Here is a 17,734-nt window from a genome sequence, read left to right on the forward strand (position 1 = left end):
CAGAGGGTCCTTGGATTGCAGAAATTTCGGCGGGTTTTAACGGATTTTCGGCGCGAGACAACACGTGGCCGTCATTCCGGGGCGATGCGCGAGCATCGAACCCGGAATCTCGAGATTCCGGGTTCGCGCTGTCGCGCGCCCCGGAATGACCAAGTGGTGAGAATCAATGCATCGCGCAAGCCAGTTTCAGCCGAGATCGCGCAACGCTGCCTCGACCACCTGGCGCTGCTCGGCCGTGAGCGGCGCCTGCGGCGGCACCGGGTCGCCGACGTCGTAGCCCTGGATCGCAAGCCCGGCCTTGATGCAGGCCGCGAGGTTGAAGCGGGCGAAGGCCTCGTTGATGCGCCAGAGCTTGCGCTGTAGCGCCATCGCCTCGTCCCAGCGGGCGCGGCGGCACAGGTTATGGAGCTCGACGCTCTGCCGCGGGATGATGCAGGCCGGGCCCGCCATCCAGCCATGGCCGCCGATCAGCATCACCGCGGCCGGAATATGGGCGGAGGCCGAGAACACTTTCAGGCTGTCGCCGCAGCGGTTCATGATCGACAGCAGCCGGCCGGTGTTGGTCGAGGCGTCCTTGATGTAGCCGATCCGCGGATGCGCGGCGAGGCGCGCGATGACGTCGAGCGTGAGGTCGGAGCGCTGGAAATTCGGATTGGTGTAGATCACCACGGGAATATCGACCGCATCGGCGATGGCGCGGAAATAGGATTCGACCTGCGCGTCGCCGACCGGGAAATACGCCTCCATGATCGCGAGAATGCCGGCAGCACCCCGCTTCTGATAGGCCTTGGCCTGCGCCACCGCATCGGCCGTCGAGGTCGAGGCGACGCCCGCCACTACCGGCACCCGGCCCTGCGCGGCCTCGATCGTGGTCGCCACCACCTGCATGCGCTGCGCGTTGTTGAGATAAGCGAACTCGCCGGTCGAGCCGAGCGGCGTCAGCCCATGGACCCCGGCCTTGATAAGATCGTCGCAGAGCCGGCCCAGCACCTCGGTGCGGACATGGCCTGCGGGATCGACCGGGGACACCAGATAGGGAAAGACGCCGTGAAAATCAGCCATTTGCGAGCCTCGTTGACGGCGAGACATAGTCGGGATCGTGCGCAAAGGGAAGCGGCTCGCCGCTGCGCAAGGCGCTGAGCACCGCTGCAAAATCGGCTTTCGCGCGGAAGCCGAGCAGCCGTTCGGCCTTGGTGGAATCGTAGATCCGGCCGATCGATCGCGGCAGGCGCCAGCCGCGCTGCGCGAACAGCGCCGGCGCATCGGGGAAAGTGCGCGCGATCACGCCGGCCGCGTCCGTCTTCAGGTCCGCGACATCGCTGCGCGCAAACGGCGTCGGCGCGCTGATCACGAACACCTCGAAGCCGCGGATCCGCTCCAGCGCCGCGACATGGGCATCGGCGGCATCCTCGACGGTAAGTCGGCGGTAGAGCAGCTCGGTCGCCTTCAGGTTCTGCCATGGATGTCGCGGATGGTGTCGTCGTCCTCGGGGAAGAAGCGGCCGGTGCGCAGCACCGCGCAGTTCAGCCCATGCTCGCGACTGTACAGCCGGCACAGCCCCTCGGCGGCAAGTTTTGTAACTCCGTAGATGTTGCGCGGCTCGAGCGGCCCCGAGGTTTCGTCGAGCCGCACCGCCGCATGGCCTTCGTCGTCGCGGATCGCCTGCGAGATCATCAGCGACGTGGTCGAGGTGAAGACGAAACGATCATGGCCGGCGGCGGCTGCCGCCTGCAGCAGATGAGCGTACCGGACACGTTGACGTCGACAAAGGCCTGCGGCGAGAACCGCGCAATGTCAGGCTTGTGCAGCGCGCCGCCATGAATTACGGCCTCGATATTGTGATCAGCGAACACACGGTCGACCACCGATCGGTCGGCCACCGAGCCGACGACATCGGTCGCCTCGCCCAGGACGACGTCGAGGCCGACCACGTCATGGCCGGCCTGTCGCAGCCGCGGCGCAAGGAAACGGCCGAGCCAGCCGGAGGAGCCGGTCAACAACACGTGCATGAATTCCGCTCGGCCCCGCGCCTTCAGAACACCTTGGCGATCGCAGCCTGCGCGTCGCCCTGGATCTGCTTCAGATGATCCGGCCCGCGGAAGCTTTCGGCGTAGATCTTGTAGACATCCTCGGTGCCGGATGGACGCGCCGCGAACCAGCCGGCCTCGCTCTCGACCTTGATGCCGCCGAACGGCTGGTCGTTGCCAGGTGCCTTGGTCCTGACCGCGCGCACGGGATCGCCGGCGAGCTCGGTCATGTTGAGCTGCTCGGGCCCGAGCGCCTTCAATGCGTTCTTCTGCTTCGGCGTCGCCGCCACATCGATGCGCTCATAATAGGGAACGCCGAGCTCGGCGGTCAGCTCCTTGAACAATTCGCTGGGATCGCGGCCGGTTTTGGCGATGATCTCCGCCGCCAGCAGGCCGAGGATGATGCCGTCCTTGTCGGTGGTCCAGGCCGAGCCGTCGCGCTTGAGGAACGAGGCGCCGGCGCTCTCCTCGCCGGCAAAGCCGAAGCCGCCGCTGCCGAGTCCGTCGACGAACCATTTGAAGCCGACCGGCGTCTCCACCAGCTTGCGGTTCAGCTTCTTTGCGACGCGATCGATGATCGAACTCGACACAATGGTCTTGCCGATCGCTGCGCTCCCGCCCCATTGCGGCCGGTGCGCGAACAGATAGGCGATCGCGGTGGCGAGAAAATGGTTCGGGTTCATCAACCCGTTCGAGCGGGTCACGATGCCGTGGCGGTCGGCGTCGGTGTCGTTGGCAAAGGCGACATCGAACCGGCCGCGCATCCCGATCAGGCTCGCCATCGCGTAGGGCGACGAGCAGTCCATCCGGATCTTGCCGTCCCAGTCCGCGGTCATGAAGCGGAAGGTCGGATCGACCGCCTCGTTGACGATGGCGGCGTTGATGCCGTAACGCGCGATGATCGGCTGCCAGTAATGCACCGCCGCGCCGCCAAGCGGATCGATGCCAATCTTGACGCCGGCGGATTTGATCAGCGCGAGATCGACGGTGTTGCCGAGATCGGCGACATAGGGCGTGATGTAGTCGTGCAGATGCGTGGTCGCGGCCTTGCGCGCGCGGTCATAGGGCATCCGCGCGACGCCTTTGAGGGCGGCCTCGATATAGCGGTTGGCGTTTTTCTCGACCACGGCGGTGACGTCGGTGTCGGCCGGGCCGCCATGCGGCGGATTGTATTTGTAGCCGCCGTCCTCCGGTGGATTGTGTGACGGGGTGATGACGACGCCGTCGGCAAGGCCTGTGCTGCGTCCCTTGTTGTAGCTCAGGATCGCATGCGAGATCACCGGCGTCGGGGTGTAACCACCCTGCGCGTCGATCATGATCTCGACGCCGTTGGCGGCGAACACTTCCACCGCGCTCGCCAGCGCCGGCTCGGCCAGCGCATGGGTATCGATGCCGATGAACAGCGGACCGGTGAGCCCCTTCTCGCGCCGGTAATCGCAGATCGCCTGCGTGGTGGCGAGAATGTGGTCCTCGTTGAAGGAATTCTTCAGCGACGAGCCGCGATGGCCCGAGGTGCCGAACGCAACCCGCTGCGCGGGATCACTGGCGTCGGGCTTGCCTGCAAAATAGGCCGTGACCAGCCGCGGCACATTGGCGAGCGAGGCGGGATCGATGGGTTTGCCGGCGGCGGGATTTGGTGCAGTCACGTGACCTCTCAGATCTGGTATCGCCGATCATCAGCACAGGAGTGATGCACTGGCGTGCTACCATGATGGCTTGCGTTCAATCAAGCCGAGCGCTTTTCGTTCCTTGCGAAACGCAGCACTGCGCTACGACACGTCGATCTGCTGCACCCTCTCGCGCAATTCGTCGACCAGCACGCGCTTGTTCTCGGTATAGTCGATCGGCACCACGACGAGATGCACGCCGCCGCCGGAGAAGGCCCGCTCCAGGGTCGGGACGATCGCTTCCGTGCTCTCGATCCGCGAACCCTTGGCGCCGTAGCTCTCGGCGTATTTGACGAAATCCGGATTGCCGAACGTCAGGCCGAAATCCGGGAAATTGTCGACCGCCTGCTTCCAGCGGATCATGCCATAGGCGGAGTCCTCCAGGATCAGGATCACGAGATTGAGCTTGAGGCGAACCGCGGTCTCGAGCTCCTGCGAGTTCATCATGAAGCCGCCGTCGCCGCAGACCGCGAGCACCCGGGTCTTCGGATAGAGCATCGCCGCCATCATCGCCGACGGCAGGCCGGCGCCCATGGTCGCAAGCGCGTTGTCGAGCAGCAGCGAGTTCGCGAGCAGCGTGCGGTAGTTGCGCGCGAACCAGATCTTGTACATGCCATTGTCGAGCGCGACGATGCCGTCTTCGGGAATGACCTGCCGCACATCGTGCACGATGCGCTGCGGTGTCGGCGGCCAGCGGCCCTCGGTGGCGCGATCGGTGATCTTCGCCAAAATGCTCTCGCGCAGGCTGAGCAGTGCGCTGGCTTGCGGCAGCTTTCCTTCGACCCGGTCGGCCAGCAGCTCGAGGCTCGGACCGACATCGCCGATCACCTCACATTGCGGGAAATAGACCTGCTCGACATTCGCCGCGGTGTAGCTGACATGGATCACCTGCGGCCCCTTCGGGCCCATGATGAAGGGCGGTTTCTCGATGGTGTCGTGCCCGATCGCGATGATGAGATCGGCGCGGTCGATCGCCTCATGCACATAGTCGCGCTCGCTCAGCGCGGCGGTCCCCATGTACTGATTGGTGCCGCCCGACACCGTGCCCTTGCCCATCTGGGTCGTGAAGAACGGGATTTTGGTTCGGCGCACGAAGTCGCCGATCCCGGCGGTAGAGCGCGGGCGCGATGCCGCCGCGCCGAGCATGATCAACGGACGCTGCGCCTTCAGGATCATCTCGGCGGCGCGGTCGAGCGCGGCGGCATGCGCGATCGGAATCTCGATCGGATGCGGCGAGATCATGTCGACCGGCGCGGTCTCCTCGCGTGCGATGTCCTCCGGCAGTTCGAGCAGCACCGGCCCCGGCCGTTCCTGCGTCGCGATCCGGAAGGCGTCGCGGACCAGCGTCGGAATGGTGGCGCCGCTGACGATCTGCAGCGAGAGCTTGGTCAGCGGGCGGAAGGTGTTGACGATGTCGACGATCTGGAACTTGGCCTGCCGGCTGCTCAAGATGCCCTTCTGTCCCGTCAACATCACCATCGGCATCGCGCCAAGCAGCGCGTAGGCCGCGCCGGTGGTCAAATTAAGCGCGCCGGGGCCGAGCGTCGTCATGCAGACGCCGGGCTTTCCGGTCAGCCGGCCATAGGTCGCCGCCATGAAGGCCGCCGCCTGCTCGTGGCGCGTCACGATCAGCTTGATCGAGGATTTGCGCAGGCTCTCGACGACGTCGAGATTCTCCTCGCCGGGGACGCCGAACACCCGTTCCACGCCCTCATTCTCGAGGGCCGCGACCAGCAAATCGGAACCTTTGACCATGTCAGCCTCGCATCGTTGATTGCATGCCGCCCACGGAGCATAGCCGCATCGCGCGCCGCCGGAAACTCCCTCGCCAGCTCACGGCTTGTGCGCCCTGATCCAGGCGTCGGCGGCGGGTAGCACGCGCGTGGTCAGATCGGCCGAGATCGCGATTGCCTGCAAGGCTCGCGCCACCATCACCCGTCCGCCGCTGGTCGATTGCGACGGGGCGAACGCAGCGAGCTCCGCCGCGTGGGCCTGATCGGTAAGATTGGTCATGAAGTTCGGCACGAACTGGTCACGAAAGTTCGGCCCCTGCCTTGCCAGCAGCGTGTCGAAATTGGTCTGGACGAAATCCCAGGCCAGCTGCGGCTGCTCGCCTGCGGACGCAACCGTGCTGATCATCCCGGTCACAATCGTGTCGGGCAACTCATTGGTCAGCGTCAAAGCCAGCGTCGCGCGCGCCAATTCGGCGTCGCGGGCGCTGGCCGCGGCGAAATAATAGCGCAGCCGCTCATTGGTCGCCGTGCTGTTGCGCGCCAGCGCCAGCAGCCTGTCATAGGTCGCCCGATCCGCCGTGATGCCGACGACATGGGTGACGGCATCGCGCAGCGTGGTTGGAAGCGCGTTGGGATCATCGAGGAACGCAGCAAAGCGCCGCTTCGCCTCAGTCACAACAGCGGCGTCACCGAGGTCGCCAAGCGTCGAGATCAGGCTCGCGCGCAGCAGCGCAGTGTCGTCGTCGCCCGATCCGCCGCCATCCCATCCGATCCGCTCGAACACCGGGCGCAGCTTGGCGCGGGCATAGGCCTGGATCACCCGCCGCTCGGCGCGATCGCGCGACAGCCGGTTGAGCGCGGCGAAGGTCGAGATCACCTGATCCCAGACCGCGCGATGATCGCCGGCATCGAGCGCATCGAGCAGCGCGAGATAGGATGCCGGCTCGGCGCGGCCGGCCTGCACCAGCGCCCAGCTGTCGGTCACGACATTGAGCCGGTCATCGACTTGCATTTGCGGGAATGCGTTCAGCAACGCCGCACGGTTCTTCGGGCCATACTCGACCCTGTAGTATCCGATGTCGCCGAGATTGACCTTGATCGCATCGCCGCATGCGCCTGCCGGAATATCGGCGCTGCCCTGCAGCAGGATCTCGTCAAACGGCTTGCCGCGCGCGGGTCCGACCGCAACAGGGATCTGCCAGATGCGCGACGCCAGCGGCGCCGTATCGGCCGGCGCGATCACGAAACGGTCCTGTCGCAATGTCAGGTGCTGCGCGGCGCCATCGCAGGCGGTCTCGGCCACGACTAGCGGCACACCGTCCTGCGCAGTGAAGGAGGCAGCGATGCCGGTGATGGTCTTGCCGCCGGACGTCTCGAGCGCCTGCCAGAGATCGGCGGTGGTGGAATTGCTGTAGGCATGCGCGGCCATGTATTTTCGGATGCCGTCACGGAACGCCGCTTCGCCGAGATAGGTCTCGAGCATGCGGATCAGCGCCTGGCCCTTGTTGTAGGTGATGGCGTCGAACGCCGTGACCGCTTCGCTGTGATCGGCGATCGGCTGCTGCACCGGATGCGAGGTGCGGCGCGCATCGAGCGCCATGGCAAACTGCTTCGCGCCGTAGCCGTTCAGCCAGCTCTGCCATTGCGGATAGAACTGCTGCGAGGCCTTGGTCGCCATCCAGCTGGCAAAGCCTTCGTTGAGCCAAAGATTGTCCCACCACGCCATGGTGACGAGATCGCCGAACCACATATGCGCCATCTCGTGCGCGATGATGGCGAAGATGCCGCGCCGTGCGGTCTCCGCAGAGGTCGCGGGGTCGAACAGCAGCCGGCTCTCGAAGAAGGTGATGCCACCCCAGTTCTCCATCGCGCCGCCGAACCCACCGGGCACGGCGATCAGATCGAGCTTCGGCAGCGGATATTTGACGCCGAAATAGTCGTTGTAGTAGGCGAGCAGCTTCACCGCGCTATCGAGCGCGAACCGGCCCTGCCCGCTCTTGCCCTCCGTTGTCACCACGCCGATGGTGACGCCGCCGGCATCCGCCGTAACGCGCTCGAGCTCGCCGATCGTAAGCTCGAACAGATAGGTCGACATCTTCGGCGTCGGCGCGAACGTAACTTTCTTGAGATCGCCGGCGGCCGGCGCCTCGCTTGCGATGGGCATGTTGCCGACCGCGAGCAGATTGCGCGGGATTACGACGGTCAGCGCAAAGCTCGCCTTGAACGACGGCTCGTCCCAGCACGGAAAGATCCGCCTTGCATCGGCCGGCTCGAGCTTGCTCGAGATCAGCCGCTTGATCCCGGCCTTGGTTGGATAATCGACCGAGAACAGACCGGTGCCGAATTTGTTGATCTGCGCCGTGAAGGCGATACGCAGCCTGTGGCGGCCGGCCGCGAGCGGCTGGGCAAAGGTCAGCGTCGCCGTCTGCGCCGTGGCGTCGGTCGCGACTTCCGCGCGCTGCGTACCGTCGTCGATCGTAACCTCGGCGAAGGTCGTGCTGATCGCATTCAGCGTCACCTGCGCAACCGGCGCGCGCAGCTCGATGTCGACGGTCTCGACGCCGGGTAAGGCGAGGCTCGTGAAATCCGGCGTCAGCTCGATCGCGTAGTTCAGCGGGACGACCGTCTTCGGCAGCTTTCCGGGTGTGCTGTCGAATGAAAATGTCTGCTCGGCCTGTGCGCCGGCGGCCATTGCCAGCAGCAAGCCGATCGCCGTGGCAAGACGACGCAGCAGCGCCGTTTGGACGTGGGTTGCAGGCTTGTTCATCGCGCGCGGCTCACGATATCGGAAATTTCGGGGTGGCATTGCGGAAGGACCTCACGGGCAATCTAGAGCAGAAAGTGTCGCCACAGAACTGACAACTCCGCGACATTGACATCACAACGGTTCGCATCGATTGGTGCGCGCTCGCTTCGGCCTGCCGTGTTGCTCATCGGCGGGGTGGAAGGTTAACTTACGGCCGGCATTCCAGCCGCAGCGACCGGCGACGGGAGATAATCATGTTCGGTCAATTCTCGCGCCGGCAGTTTGCGGGCCTTGCAGGCCTCTCGGCGCTCGGCCTGTCGGCGCCTGCCGAGGCCGCAAACCGCGCTCCGCGGCCGAATGGCACCAGCTTTCCGGCGGGCTTCGTCTGGGGCACCGCGACCTCGTCCTATCAGGTCGAAGGCGCGGTCAACGAGGACGGCCGCGGCCCGTCGATCTGGGACACATTCACCCACACGTCGGGCAAGATCGAGGACGGCTCGACCGGCGACCGCGCCAACGATCATTATCACCGCTACAAGGAGGACGTCCGCCTCATCAAGGAGCTCGGCGCCCGGGCCTATCGCTTCTCGATCGCCTGGCCGCGGGTGTTTCCCGACGGCACCGGCGCGCCGAACCCGAAGGGCCTCGACTTCTACAACCGCCTGGTCGACGAGTTGCTCGCCAACGGCATCGAGCCCTACGCCACGCTCTATCACTGGGACCTGCCGCAGGCGCTGCAGGACCGTGTGGGCGGCTGGCGGTCCAGCGATACGTCGAAGGCCTTTAGCGACTACGCCGGCCATGTGGCGCAGCGCTTGACCGACCGGGTGAAGAACATCTTCACCCTCAACGAGGTCGGGCGTTTCCTGCCGTTCGGCTACGCGCTCGGCGTCGACGCGCCGGGGCTGAAGCTGCCGCCGGCCGAGGTGAACCAGGCGCGCCACAACGTTGCGCTCGCGCACGGCCTCGCGGTGCAGGCGATCCGCGCCAAGGGGCGCGCCGGCACGCGGGTCGGTCCCGCCGAGAACATCACCGCCTGCGTGCCCGCGATCAACACGCCCGAGAACATCCGCGCCACCGAGATCGCGACGCGCGAGTTGAACGCGGGCTTCCTCGGCGTGCTCCTCGAAGGCAAGTACACCGATGCCTTCCTGCAATATGCCGGCGCGGACGCGCCCAAGTTCACCGCGGAGGAATTGAAGATCATTTCGCAGCCGAACGATTTCGTCGGGCTGAACATCTACGCGCCGCACTGCTATGTCCTCGCCACCGACAGTGCCCCCGGCTGGAAGCCGCTGCCGATGCCAGCCTCGTTCCCGCATATGAGCTCGGATTGGCTGCGGATCGCGCCGGAGACTATCTACTGGGCGCCGCGGATTGCCGCCAAGCTGTGGAACATCAAGAGCATCTATATCAGCGAGAACGGCACCTCCGGCGAGGACAAGGTGCATCCGGACGGGCAGATCTACGACCTCGACCGCATCATGTTCCTGCGCAACTACCTCGCCCAGTTGCAGCGCGCGACCGCCGACGGCGTCCCGGTCCACGGCTATTTCCTGTGGAGCCTGATGGACAATTTCGAATGGATCTTTGGCTACGAGAAGCGCTTCGGCCTGTACCGGGTGGATTTCGAGACCCAGGCGCGCGTGCCGAAACTGAGCGCGGCATTCTACCGTGACGTAATCGCGCGCAACGCGATCGGGGTGTGATCTATCCGGCCTGCGGCCGCGCGCCGGACCACGCGCGGCTGAGAAGGTCGCCGATACCGCGCTCCTCGATCGGCCGCGGATTCCAGTAGGGATTTTTGGTGGCGAGCGCAGCGGCCTTTGCGATGCCGTCTTCGGGCATCCCGATCTCGGCGAGCGAGCGCGGCGCGCCGAGCTTTGCCGACAGATCGAACAGGCCATCGGCGGCGTCAGCGCCGCCAAGCGCCCGGGCGGCACGGCCGATCGCCGCGCGTGCGGCCGGCGTGTTGTAGGCGATGGTGTGCGGCAGCAGCACCGCGTGGGTTTCGGCGTGCGGCAGGTCGAACAGCGCGCCGACCGTGTGGCAAAGCTTGTGGTGCAGCGCCATGCCGACGGTGCCGAGACACACCGCGCACAGCCATGCGCCATAGAGCGCATCGGAGCGCGCGTCGAGATCGCGCGGTTGCGCCACGACGTCGGGCAGCGATGAGGCGAGCTTTGCGATCGCCTCCTCTGCCATCAGCGAAGTGATCGGGTTGCCGTCCCGCGCATACAGCGCCTCGGCCGCATGCGCGATCGCGTTGAGGCCTGATATCGCGGAGAATTTGGCCGGCATCGAGACTGTCAGGTTGACGTCGTAGATCACGGCCTCGGGCAATATCTTCGGCGACGATTGCGTGGTCTTGACGCCGTCCACGGTCTCGCCGAGCACCGGCGTCATCTCCGAGCCGGCATAGCTGGTCGGCAGGATCAGTTGCGGCAGGTCGGTGCGCAGCGCAATCGCCTTGCTCAAGCCGGTCGCGGCGCCGGCGCCGATCGCGACCACGCCGTCGGGCTTCACATCGCGCACCGCCTGCATCGCCTGGTCGGTCACCGCGACCGGCGTGTGCACCACGGCACCATCGAACACGCCAGCCACGCGGCCGCCGGTCAAGACAGCGAGATCGCCGAGCTCGGCCTGCTGCCGCCGGCTTGCAAGCACCAGCGCGCGGCTGATGCTGAGCCGGCCGAGTTCGTCCGCCAGCGCGGCGACCGTGCCGACCCCGAACACGACCCGCATCGGGCTGACCTGATAGGTGAAGGATTGTGCCATCGTGAATTCCGAACTCTGCGTCAGTTCCGGCGCCAGTCGCGCGGCGTGCAGCCGAAGCGATGCCGGAAGCGCCGCGTGAAATGCGACAGATCGGAAAAGCCCCAGTCGAACGCGATGTCGCCGATCGCGCGTCCGGCCATCGCGGGCTCCTTCAGGTCGCGCGCGGCGCCGTCGAGGCGGCGGTCCATCAGATAGCTGGCAAACGTGGTGCCGGCCCGCTCGAACAGCTTGTGCACATAACGCTCGCTGATGCCGATCCCGGCCGCGATGGCGGCAACGCCGAGCCCGGGCTCGCGCAGCCTGCGATCCATGGCGCGGCGCAGCGCAAGCCAGGTCGCATCGGCAAGACCGGCGCTCTCGGCAACCCCGGCGCGGCCGCTGCGCGACAGGCTGAGCGCGACGAGATCGAGCAACACGCCGAACAGCCGGGCGTTGTCCGTATCCGATGCGCGGAGCGCCGACGTGTTGAGGACCTGCGCGGTCTCGGCGATCAGATGGCCGACGAACGGATCGTCCGAGACCCGCGCCGGTGCGACGTCCGGCGCCGACGGCAGCCGTTCATCGAGCGCCTCGGCCGGTACCCAGAACGAGGCGACCTGCAGCGCGGGGCCGCGGTCGTGCAGCAGCGAGAACCGCTGCCCGCTGTCGAAGATTCCGACCTGGCCCGGCGACAGGCTGATCTCGCGCCCTGCCTGCTGGATCCGGCAGCGGCCGGCGAGCTTGAGATTGAGGTAGTAGCAGCGCCGGCTCGACGCGGCGATGTCGGCAGCCGAGCGCCGCACGACATGCTCGGGGAAGCTGACCCGGTTGACCGCGCCGTCGCCGAGCGCAACGGTCTCGACGCGGGCGAGGAAGCCCGGCGTCGCCGGAGGTTCCGGCGTCAGGTTCATGAAGGCCTGGCAAATTGCCTCGCGATAATAGGCGAACTGCTGGGCCGGCCTAGTGTCCGCGGTATTCCAGCTCAGCCTGCGCGAGCGATCCGCGGCGGCGATTTGCTGCATCAGTTCACTCCGAGCCCAATCCGGTTCGGTTACAGCCAAGCGCGTTCCGTAGGCCTGGGTCAATATCCATCAGGAACTGCTCGAACTCGGCGCGTATCCCTGGCCGTCCGGGACGCCGCGATCGATCTATCCAAACCACGCAGGGAGGTACAACATGTCGACCTATGTTCTCGTCCATGGCGCCTGGCATACCGGCGCCGAGTTTGAGCCGGTTGCGGCTGCCATCCGCAGGGACGGCCATGTCGTCCACACCCCGACCATCAGAGGCAACCGCCCCGGCGACAGGAAGGATTCGGGCCTCCCCGAGGCGATCCGATCGATCGTGGATTATCTCGCCGAGCATGACCTCAAGGACATCGTGCTGGTCGGCCACAGCTATGGTGGCATGATCATCACCGGCGTTGCCGACGCCGCGGGGGATCGCATCCGCCGGCTGGTCTACTGGAACGCCTTCGTGCCGAACAATGGCGAATGCCTCAACGACATGGTGCCGCCACACTATCGCGGCCTGTTCGATGCCATTTATGCCGAACGCGGCGACGGCTCGGTGGTGCTGCCGTTCCCGATCTGGCGCGAGGCCTTCATCAACGACGCCGACCTCGAAACGGCGCAGCGCGCCTATGACAAGCTCAACCCGCATCCCCTGAAGACCTTCCAGGACAAGATCGCGCTGAAGACCAATCCGGCCGAGATGCCAATCGCGAAATCCTACGTCAACTGCACCGAGGATACGGCGATGCCGCACAGCCTGCCCTGGCACCCGCGGCTATCGGAGAAGCTCGGGCTGTTCCGCCTGGTCCAGGTGCCGGGCAGCCACGAGCTGTGCTTCTCCAACCCCGAGCGCCTCGCGCAAGCCTTCCTCGACGCCGGCCGCGACTGAACAACATCATGCTTTAGGCCACCGCCCTGTACTCCGGCGCGGTCGCCAGGAAGCGCGCATAGGCGTCCGCGTCCGGCGGCGTGAATTTTTCGACGAGCGGGTTGCGGCGCGACGCCTTGGTGCCGATGTCGGCCAACAGCTCGTCGAAATGCTTGAAGTGGTAGGGCGCGACGCACAGCCCGCCATAGACGCCTGCCGCCGGACGCTCGACGCGCTTGAAGTTCAGCATCATCGCGATGTTGTCGTTCATCTCGGCCGCGCTCGGCTGCCGCGCGAGCTGGCCGTCGGCATAGCGCACCAGCCAGTTCGCGGCGAGATCAGCGCACAGCACGGTGCAGAAGCTCGAATTGAAGCCGACGAATCCCATGTCGGGCAGGTCGGGATTGGCGATCAGCCGATAGAGCCGGTACTGCCCGTCGGGCTCGACGAGCTTGTTCTGATACTCCTCGGGCAGGAACGGCACCCCGAGCTTGTAACCGATCGCGAGCACCGCGACGTCGGCCGCGACACGCTCGCCGCCGCTCATCACGATCGTGTTGCCGTCATAATGACCGAAGGTGCCGCGCACCGCCTTGATCCGGCCGTCGGCGACCATCGGATAGAAATCGGGGGTCGCGATCGGCACCGCGCAATTGACGCCGTCCTCGATCCGCTCCTTCGGTACCATGTCGCATTGCTTCAGCTTGAGCTGCATCTTCAGCATGCTCTCGAGCCCGCGCCAGTTCGCCCAGACCAACGGCTTTGCAACAGCATGCGCAAGCCGCGCCATCGGGCCGATGCCCCAGCTCGCGAACATCTGCTCCTGCGCGCGGATGTAGAGGATACGCTTGAAGTTGACGAGGCCGCCGACGAAATAGGGGATCCGCCAGACCGGCTCGCGAAACACGATGGTGACTTGGCTGGCGCCGGAATTGACCGCATTCACGGCAATGTCGGTCGCCGATTTCGAGCCGCCGAGCACGACGACCTTGCGGCCCTTGGCCAGCGCCGGATCGCTGTATTGCGACGAATGCAGGATCTGGCCGCCCTGCGCCTTGAAGCCGTCCTCGCCGGCGAGCGGCAGCGTCTGCGGCTCGTTGAACTGCCCGGTGCAGACCGCGACGAAGTCGAAATCCTCATGGCCGGTGGCGCCGTCGGTCGAGCGCAGTTCGAGCGTCCAGCCCGGTCTGCCGTCGGCGCGGCGCTTCATGGCCTCGACCCTGGTGTCGAACCGCATCGCGCCGTCGAGCCCGTGGCTGCGCGCGTAGTCGCGCAAGTAAGCATGGACCTGCGGGCCCTTCGGCCATTCCGGATAGGCCTCCGGCATCGCTCTGTCGGTGTAACGATAGAGATCCTTCGGGCTCTGGGTCTGCACGTCGGGATAGGAGCGCGCCGGCTCCCAGACCCCGCCGAGATCGCCGCTGCGCTCGATGATGGTCACCTTGTGACCGCGGCCGGCGAAGGCCTTGCCGGCGGCGAGCCCGGAAATGCCGGCGCCGATCACGCACACATGCTTCTGCTTGACCATGAAACCGCTCCGAATTGAATGAACAGGTCTGCTTTCCGAGCGCACGCCCTCCCGTCATCGCCGGAGCCAACTCCGGCGATTGCCGCCTTGCGCGCGTATGTCTGTTCGGTCGTCGTCCTAGTCGTTGGCTTCCGGTGGCAGAAAGTCCACCTCGTGCTGGGCGGAGATGCGCACCACCTCGGTGGGGTCCTGCAGATTGTGCAGCTTGTCGAACAGCGCCTCGAGCTTCTGCATCGGCGACACCCAGAACAGCGCCCGCGCCGGCTTGTCGGACTTGTTGAAATAGCCGTGCGGAATGCCGCGCGGCATGCGCACGAGGTCGCCGGCCTTGGCCTGCACCCAGACGCCGTCGAGCTTGAGGTCGAGCACGCCCTCCTGCACCAGGATGAACTCGTCCTGGGTCGGGTGGACGTGCACCGGCACGAACTGGCCGGGATCGCTGTTGGTCTCGAACGCGAAGGTCGAGTCGGTGACCGCCTTCGGATAGTAGACTTGGCCCAAAATATTCCAGGTCTTGCCGCCGTAGCCGGTGCCGGTTCGGGTAATGCCTTTCTCGAGCGTGCCCATGTCAACCTCTCCAGTTTTGATGCGTCTTGTGGACACGGAGCCTGTCGCCAGCCAGAAGGGCTGTCTAGCCGATAAACGAATCCGGACCCGACACGATCATGCTGCAATGCGGGAGCGCCGAGCCGGGCGTCTGCCCAATGCCGCCGCATCGGCCTGCGCGCCGATCGGGCAGATTGCGCGACGAAACGGCGTTCCCCTTTGCCCGCGAATGCACTAGGCTGCATAATGTTTTAGACCTCAAACAACTCCGGACGGCCGGCGTGACAGCGACGGGCAACGAGGTTTCGGCAAGGGCAAGTTCGACAAGGACGAGGCTCACTGGCTTCGCGCGCGTCGCAACGGCGCGCGTCGACGACGCGGCCGAAGCGATCGGCCGCATCTTCTGCCCGCACGAGCTGACGCCGGTCGATCACTCCGAGCGCGATTTCTCCGCGCACCATAATTGCGCAGGCTTCGACGGGTTTTCGGTCAACTATGTCTCCTATGGCGGTTCGGTCGCGATCAATCCCGGCTGCCTCGACCGCTTCTTCCTGTTGCAGATGCCGCTGTCGGGCTCGGCTGCGATCCGCACCGCTGCGCGCGAGCTCACCACCGGACCACGGCACAGCGCATCGCTGCTGTCGCCGACCATTCCGACCGAAATGACCTGGCGCGGCGACTGCGCCCAGCTCATCGTGCTGCTCGACCGCAAGCTGGTCGAGCATCGCGCCGCGGCGCTCGGCGGCGTGGCGGTCCGGCCGGTCGAGTTCGATCCGGCCGTCGCGCTGGGTGGGCCGCTTGGGCAGACGCTCTCGGCCAGGATCGAGCAACTCGTCACGGTCGCCGAGCAGCTCGGGCCGCGCAAAACCTTGTCCGCGATCGCGGCCGCCGATTGGCGCGAGTCGTTTCTCAATGTCCTGCTCAGCGAGCAACGGCACAGCTTGAGCTCCGCGATCGATGTCTTCAACGGCCGCACCGAGGCCCAGCCGGCGGCGTTGAAGCGCGTGCGGGCCTATCTGGAGACGCGCGCGACTGAACCGCTTGACCTCGCCGAGCTCGCGGAGATCGCCGGCACCGGCATCCGCGCGCTGCAACTCGGCTTCCGCCGCCACTTCGGCACCACCGTGTCCGAGATGCTGCTCGACATCCGCCTCGCCCATCTCAACGCCCGGCTCAAGACGGCGCGGCCGGGCGAACGCATCGTCGATATTGCATTCGACCTCGGCTTTACCCATCTGAGCCGGATGGCGAGCGCCTACCGCGCCAAGTTCGGCGAGAGCCCGAAGGCGACCCTGCAGCGGCTGAGCTGAGCGGCGGTTCCGAACGATGTGGCCGGGCCCTGCCCATCCGGCCAGTATCGCGGTCAGCCGCGACATCCCAGATTGCGGGAAGCCAACGGAGTTTCCCATGACCGAACCGACCACCCTCGCCTCGCTGTCGTCAGCCCTTTCGGAGACCATTGCGCGCGCCGCGCCCGCAATCGTCTCCGTGCATTCGCATCGCGCGCGCGCATCCGGCTTTGTCTGGAAGACGGGCCTCGTCGTCACCGCCGACGAAGCCCTTGCCGACGAGGGCGAGGTCGAAATCCAGTTCGCCGACGGCAGCCGCAGGCCGGCGACCGTCACTGGGCGCGACCACACCACCGACGTCGCGCTGCTGCGCGTCGGCGGCGATGTCGCGCCGATCAAGCTCTCCACAGAGATCCCCGCGCTGGGATCGCTCGCGGTGATCGTCGCCGCCGACCGCGGCGCGCCGTCCGCTCGGCTCGGCATGGTCTCATTATCAGGCGCGCCCTGGCGCAGCCTGCGCGGCGGCGAGATCGACGCGCGGATCGAGCTCGACGTCCGGCTGCGGCACAGCCAGCAGGGCGGAGTTGCACTGAATGCCGCGGGCGAGCCGTTCGGCATGGCCGTGCTCGGACCGCGCCGCGTGCTGACGATACCGGCCGCGACCATCGAGCGGGTCGCGACGCAGCTGGAGAAAAGCGGCCGCATCGCGCGCGGATATCTCGGCGTCGGGTTGCAGCCGGTCCGTCTCGACGACGGCCTCGGCGCGATGGTGATGAATGTCGACAAGGCCGGGCCCTCGGCCGCCGCCGGCATCCGCCAGGGCGACGTGATCGTTGCCGTAAACGGTGAGAAACTGTCGGGCGTGCGGGCGCTGTCGCGCGGTCTCGGACCGCAAAGCGTCGGCACCGTGGTTGAGCTCACCGTGCACCGCGGCGGCGAGCCGCTGAACGTCAAGGTCACGGTCGGCGAGAGGCCCGAGACGTGAGCAGTGAGCCGGCCTCCGACATCGTCATCGCGCTCGAGATCGACGATCCCGTGCTGGCCGACCGGCTGGCGACGCTGCTCGGCAGCGTCGCCGGTCTGCGGTTGGCCGCTCCGGGCGAGCAGGCAACGGCTGCGATCGTCGCCCGCAACCGGGAGGCCGCAGGCGCCGGCGACTTCGAGCTGACGCCGCGCGAACTCGACGTGCTGGCGCTGCTGGCCGAAGGCGCATCCAACAAGATGATCGCGCAGCGGCTCGGGATCTCGGTCCACACCGCCAAGTTTCATGTCGGCTCCCTGCTGGACAAGCTCGACGCGACCGGCCGCACCGACGCCGTCGCCCATGCCGCGCGGCGCGGGGTGATTAATTTGTGAATTCCACGTTTCCGTCGTTATTGCGAGGAGCGAAAGCGATATCCGCAACCGCGGTGTCATCACTCGCGCATGCGGGTGATCCAGTATTCCAGAGGCTTCGGTGCTTGAGCCGAGAGGCCGCGGCGTACTGGATCGCCCGGTCGAGCCGGGCGATGACAGTTAGGGTGGGGACATAGCTTCGCATTCTCGCGACATGATTTGTCC

The 17,734-nt window shown here is 66.2% G+C and carries 14 protein-coding genes and 1 pseudogene; 5 read left to right on the forward strand and 10 right to left on the reverse strand.

What is annotated here, in order from left to right; genetic code table 11:
• Positions 1 to 186 precede the first annotated feature (186 nt).
• From V5279_RS34920 to V5279_RS34950, 6 genes and pseudogenes are all read right to left on the reverse strand, one after another.
• Complete coding sequence (locus V5279_RS34920; RefSeq protein ID WP_338691558.1) at positions 187 to 1,062, reverse strand: dihydrodipicolinate synthase family protein; 876 nt, start codon at positions 1,060 to 1,062, stop codon at positions 187 to 189.
• Positions 1,055 to 1,351, reverse strand: coding sequence for a hypothetical protein (locus V5279_RS34925; RefSeq protein ID WP_338691559.1), 297 nt, complete (start codon positions 1,349 to 1,351; stop codon positions 1,055 to 1,057). The genes V5279_RS34920 and V5279_RS34925 overlap by 8 nt, the downstream gene beginning before the upstream one ends.
• Positions 1,352 to 1,446: 95 nt before the next feature.
• Positions 1,447 to 2,009: pseudogene (locus V5279_RS47125) on the reverse strand (NAD-dependent epimerase/dehydratase family protein).
• Positions 2,010 to 2,032: 23 nt separating this feature from the next.
• Positions 2,033 to 3,673 (reverse strand): phosphoglucomutase (alpha-D-glucose-1,6-bisphosphate-dependent), encoded by a 1,641-nt coding sequence (gene pgm, locus V5279_RS34940; protein WP_338691561.1) that lies wholly within the window; start codon positions 3,671 to 3,673, stop codon positions 2,033 to 2,035.
• A 123-nt stretch (positions 3,674 to 3,796) separates the two neighbouring features.
• Positions 3,797 to 5,449 carry an acetolactate synthase large subunit gene (locus V5279_RS34945; RefSeq protein ID WP_338691562.1) on the reverse strand — a complete coding sequence of 551 codons (1,653 nt, stop codon included), beginning with the start codon at positions 5,447 to 5,449 and terminating at the stop codon, positions 3,797 to 3,799.
• Between the two features lie 78 nt (positions 5,450 to 5,527).
• Positions 5,528 to 8,194, reverse strand: coding sequence for a M1 family metallopeptidase (locus V5279_RS34950; RefSeq protein WP_338691563.1), 2,667 nt, complete (start codon positions 8,192 to 8,194; stop codon positions 5,528 to 5,530).
• 233 nt (positions 8,195 to 8,427) lie between these two features.
• On the opposite strand from V5279_RS34950, the gene V5279_RS34955 reads away from it, so the two are divergent.
• Entirely contained in the window at positions 8,428 to 9,882 is a 1,455-nt protein-coding gene (locus tag V5279_RS34955; RefSeq protein WP_338691564.1) for a GH1 family beta-glucosidase, read from the forward strand.
• Position 9,883: 1 nt separating this feature from the next.
• Here V5279_RS34955 and V5279_RS34960 read toward each other — a convergent pair whose 3' ends face one another.
• Both V5279_RS34960 and V5279_RS34965 read right to left on the reverse strand, forming a co-directional pair.
• Positions 9,884 to 10,951 carry a maleylacetate reductase gene (locus tag V5279_RS34960; RefSeq protein ID WP_224741190.1) on the reverse strand — a complete coding sequence of 356 codons (1,068 nt, stop codon included), beginning with the start codon at positions 10,949 to 10,951 and terminating at the stop codon, positions 9,884 to 9,886.
• 20 nt (positions 10,952 to 10,971) lie between these two features.
• Complete coding sequence (locus V5279_RS34965; protein ID WP_338691565.1) at positions 10,972 to 11,952, reverse strand: helix-turn-helix domain-containing protein; 981 nt, start codon at positions 11,950 to 11,952, stop codon at positions 10,972 to 10,974.
• A gap of 154 nt (positions 11,953 to 12,106) precedes the next feature.
• On the opposite strand from V5279_RS34965, the gene V5279_RS34970 reads away from it, so the two are divergent.
• The gene (locus V5279_RS34970; RefSeq protein WP_338691566.1) at positions 12,107 to 12,832 is read left to right on the forward strand and encodes an alpha/beta hydrolase; all 726 of its coding nucleotides are present in this window, start codon (positions 12,107 to 12,109) and stop codon (positions 12,830 to 12,832) included.
• 13 nt (positions 12,833 to 12,845) lie between these two features.
• On the opposite strand, the gene V5279_RS34975 is transcribed toward V5279_RS34970, so the two are convergent.
• Both V5279_RS34975 and V5279_RS34980 read right to left on the reverse strand, forming a co-directional pair.
• The gene (locus V5279_RS34975) at positions 12,846 to 14,339 is read right to left on the reverse strand and encodes an NAD(P)/FAD-dependent oxidoreductase (protein ID WP_338691567.1); all 1,494 of its coding nucleotides are present in this window, start codon (positions 14,337 to 14,339) and stop codon (positions 12,846 to 12,848) included.
• A 117-nt stretch (positions 14,340 to 14,456) separates the two neighbouring features.
• Positions 14,457 to 14,906, reverse strand: coding sequence for a cupin domain-containing protein (locus V5279_RS34980; protein ID WP_166209191.1), 450 nt, complete (start codon positions 14,904 to 14,906; stop codon positions 14,457 to 14,459).
• 260 nt (positions 14,907 to 15,166) lie between these two features.
• Between V5279_RS34980 and V5279_RS34985 the strand changes: the two genes are divergently transcribed.
• The 3 genes from V5279_RS34985 to V5279_RS34995 all read left to right on the forward strand — a co-directional run bounded on the left by V5279_RS34985 (position 15,167) and on the right by V5279_RS34995 (position 17,530).
• Positions 15,167 to 16,195 (forward strand): AraC family transcriptional regulator, encoded by a 1,029-nt coding sequence (locus V5279_RS34985; RefSeq protein WP_338691568.1) that lies wholly within the window; start codon positions 15,167 to 15,169, stop codon positions 16,193 to 16,195.
• Between the two features lie 97 nt (positions 16,196 to 16,292).
• On the forward strand, positions 16,293 to 17,159 hold the full coding sequence (locus V5279_RS34990) for a S1C family serine protease (RefSeq protein WP_338691569.1): 867 nt from the start codon (positions 16,293 to 16,295) through the stop codon (positions 17,157 to 17,159).
• Positions 17,156 to 17,530, forward strand: coding sequence for a response regulator transcription factor (locus V5279_RS34995; protein WP_029080353.1), 375 nt, complete (start codon positions 17,156 to 17,158; stop codon positions 17,528 to 17,530). The genes V5279_RS34990 and V5279_RS34995 overlap by 4 nt, the downstream gene beginning before the upstream one ends.
• Positions 17,531 to 17,734 lie beyond the last annotated feature (204 nt).

The organism is Bradyrhizobium sp. 26S5 (genome assembly GCF_036923295.1).
Classification (GTDB): domain Bacteria; phylum Pseudomonadota; class Alphaproteobacteria; order Rhizobiales; family Xanthobacteraceae; genus Bradyrhizobium; species Bradyrhizobium septentrionale.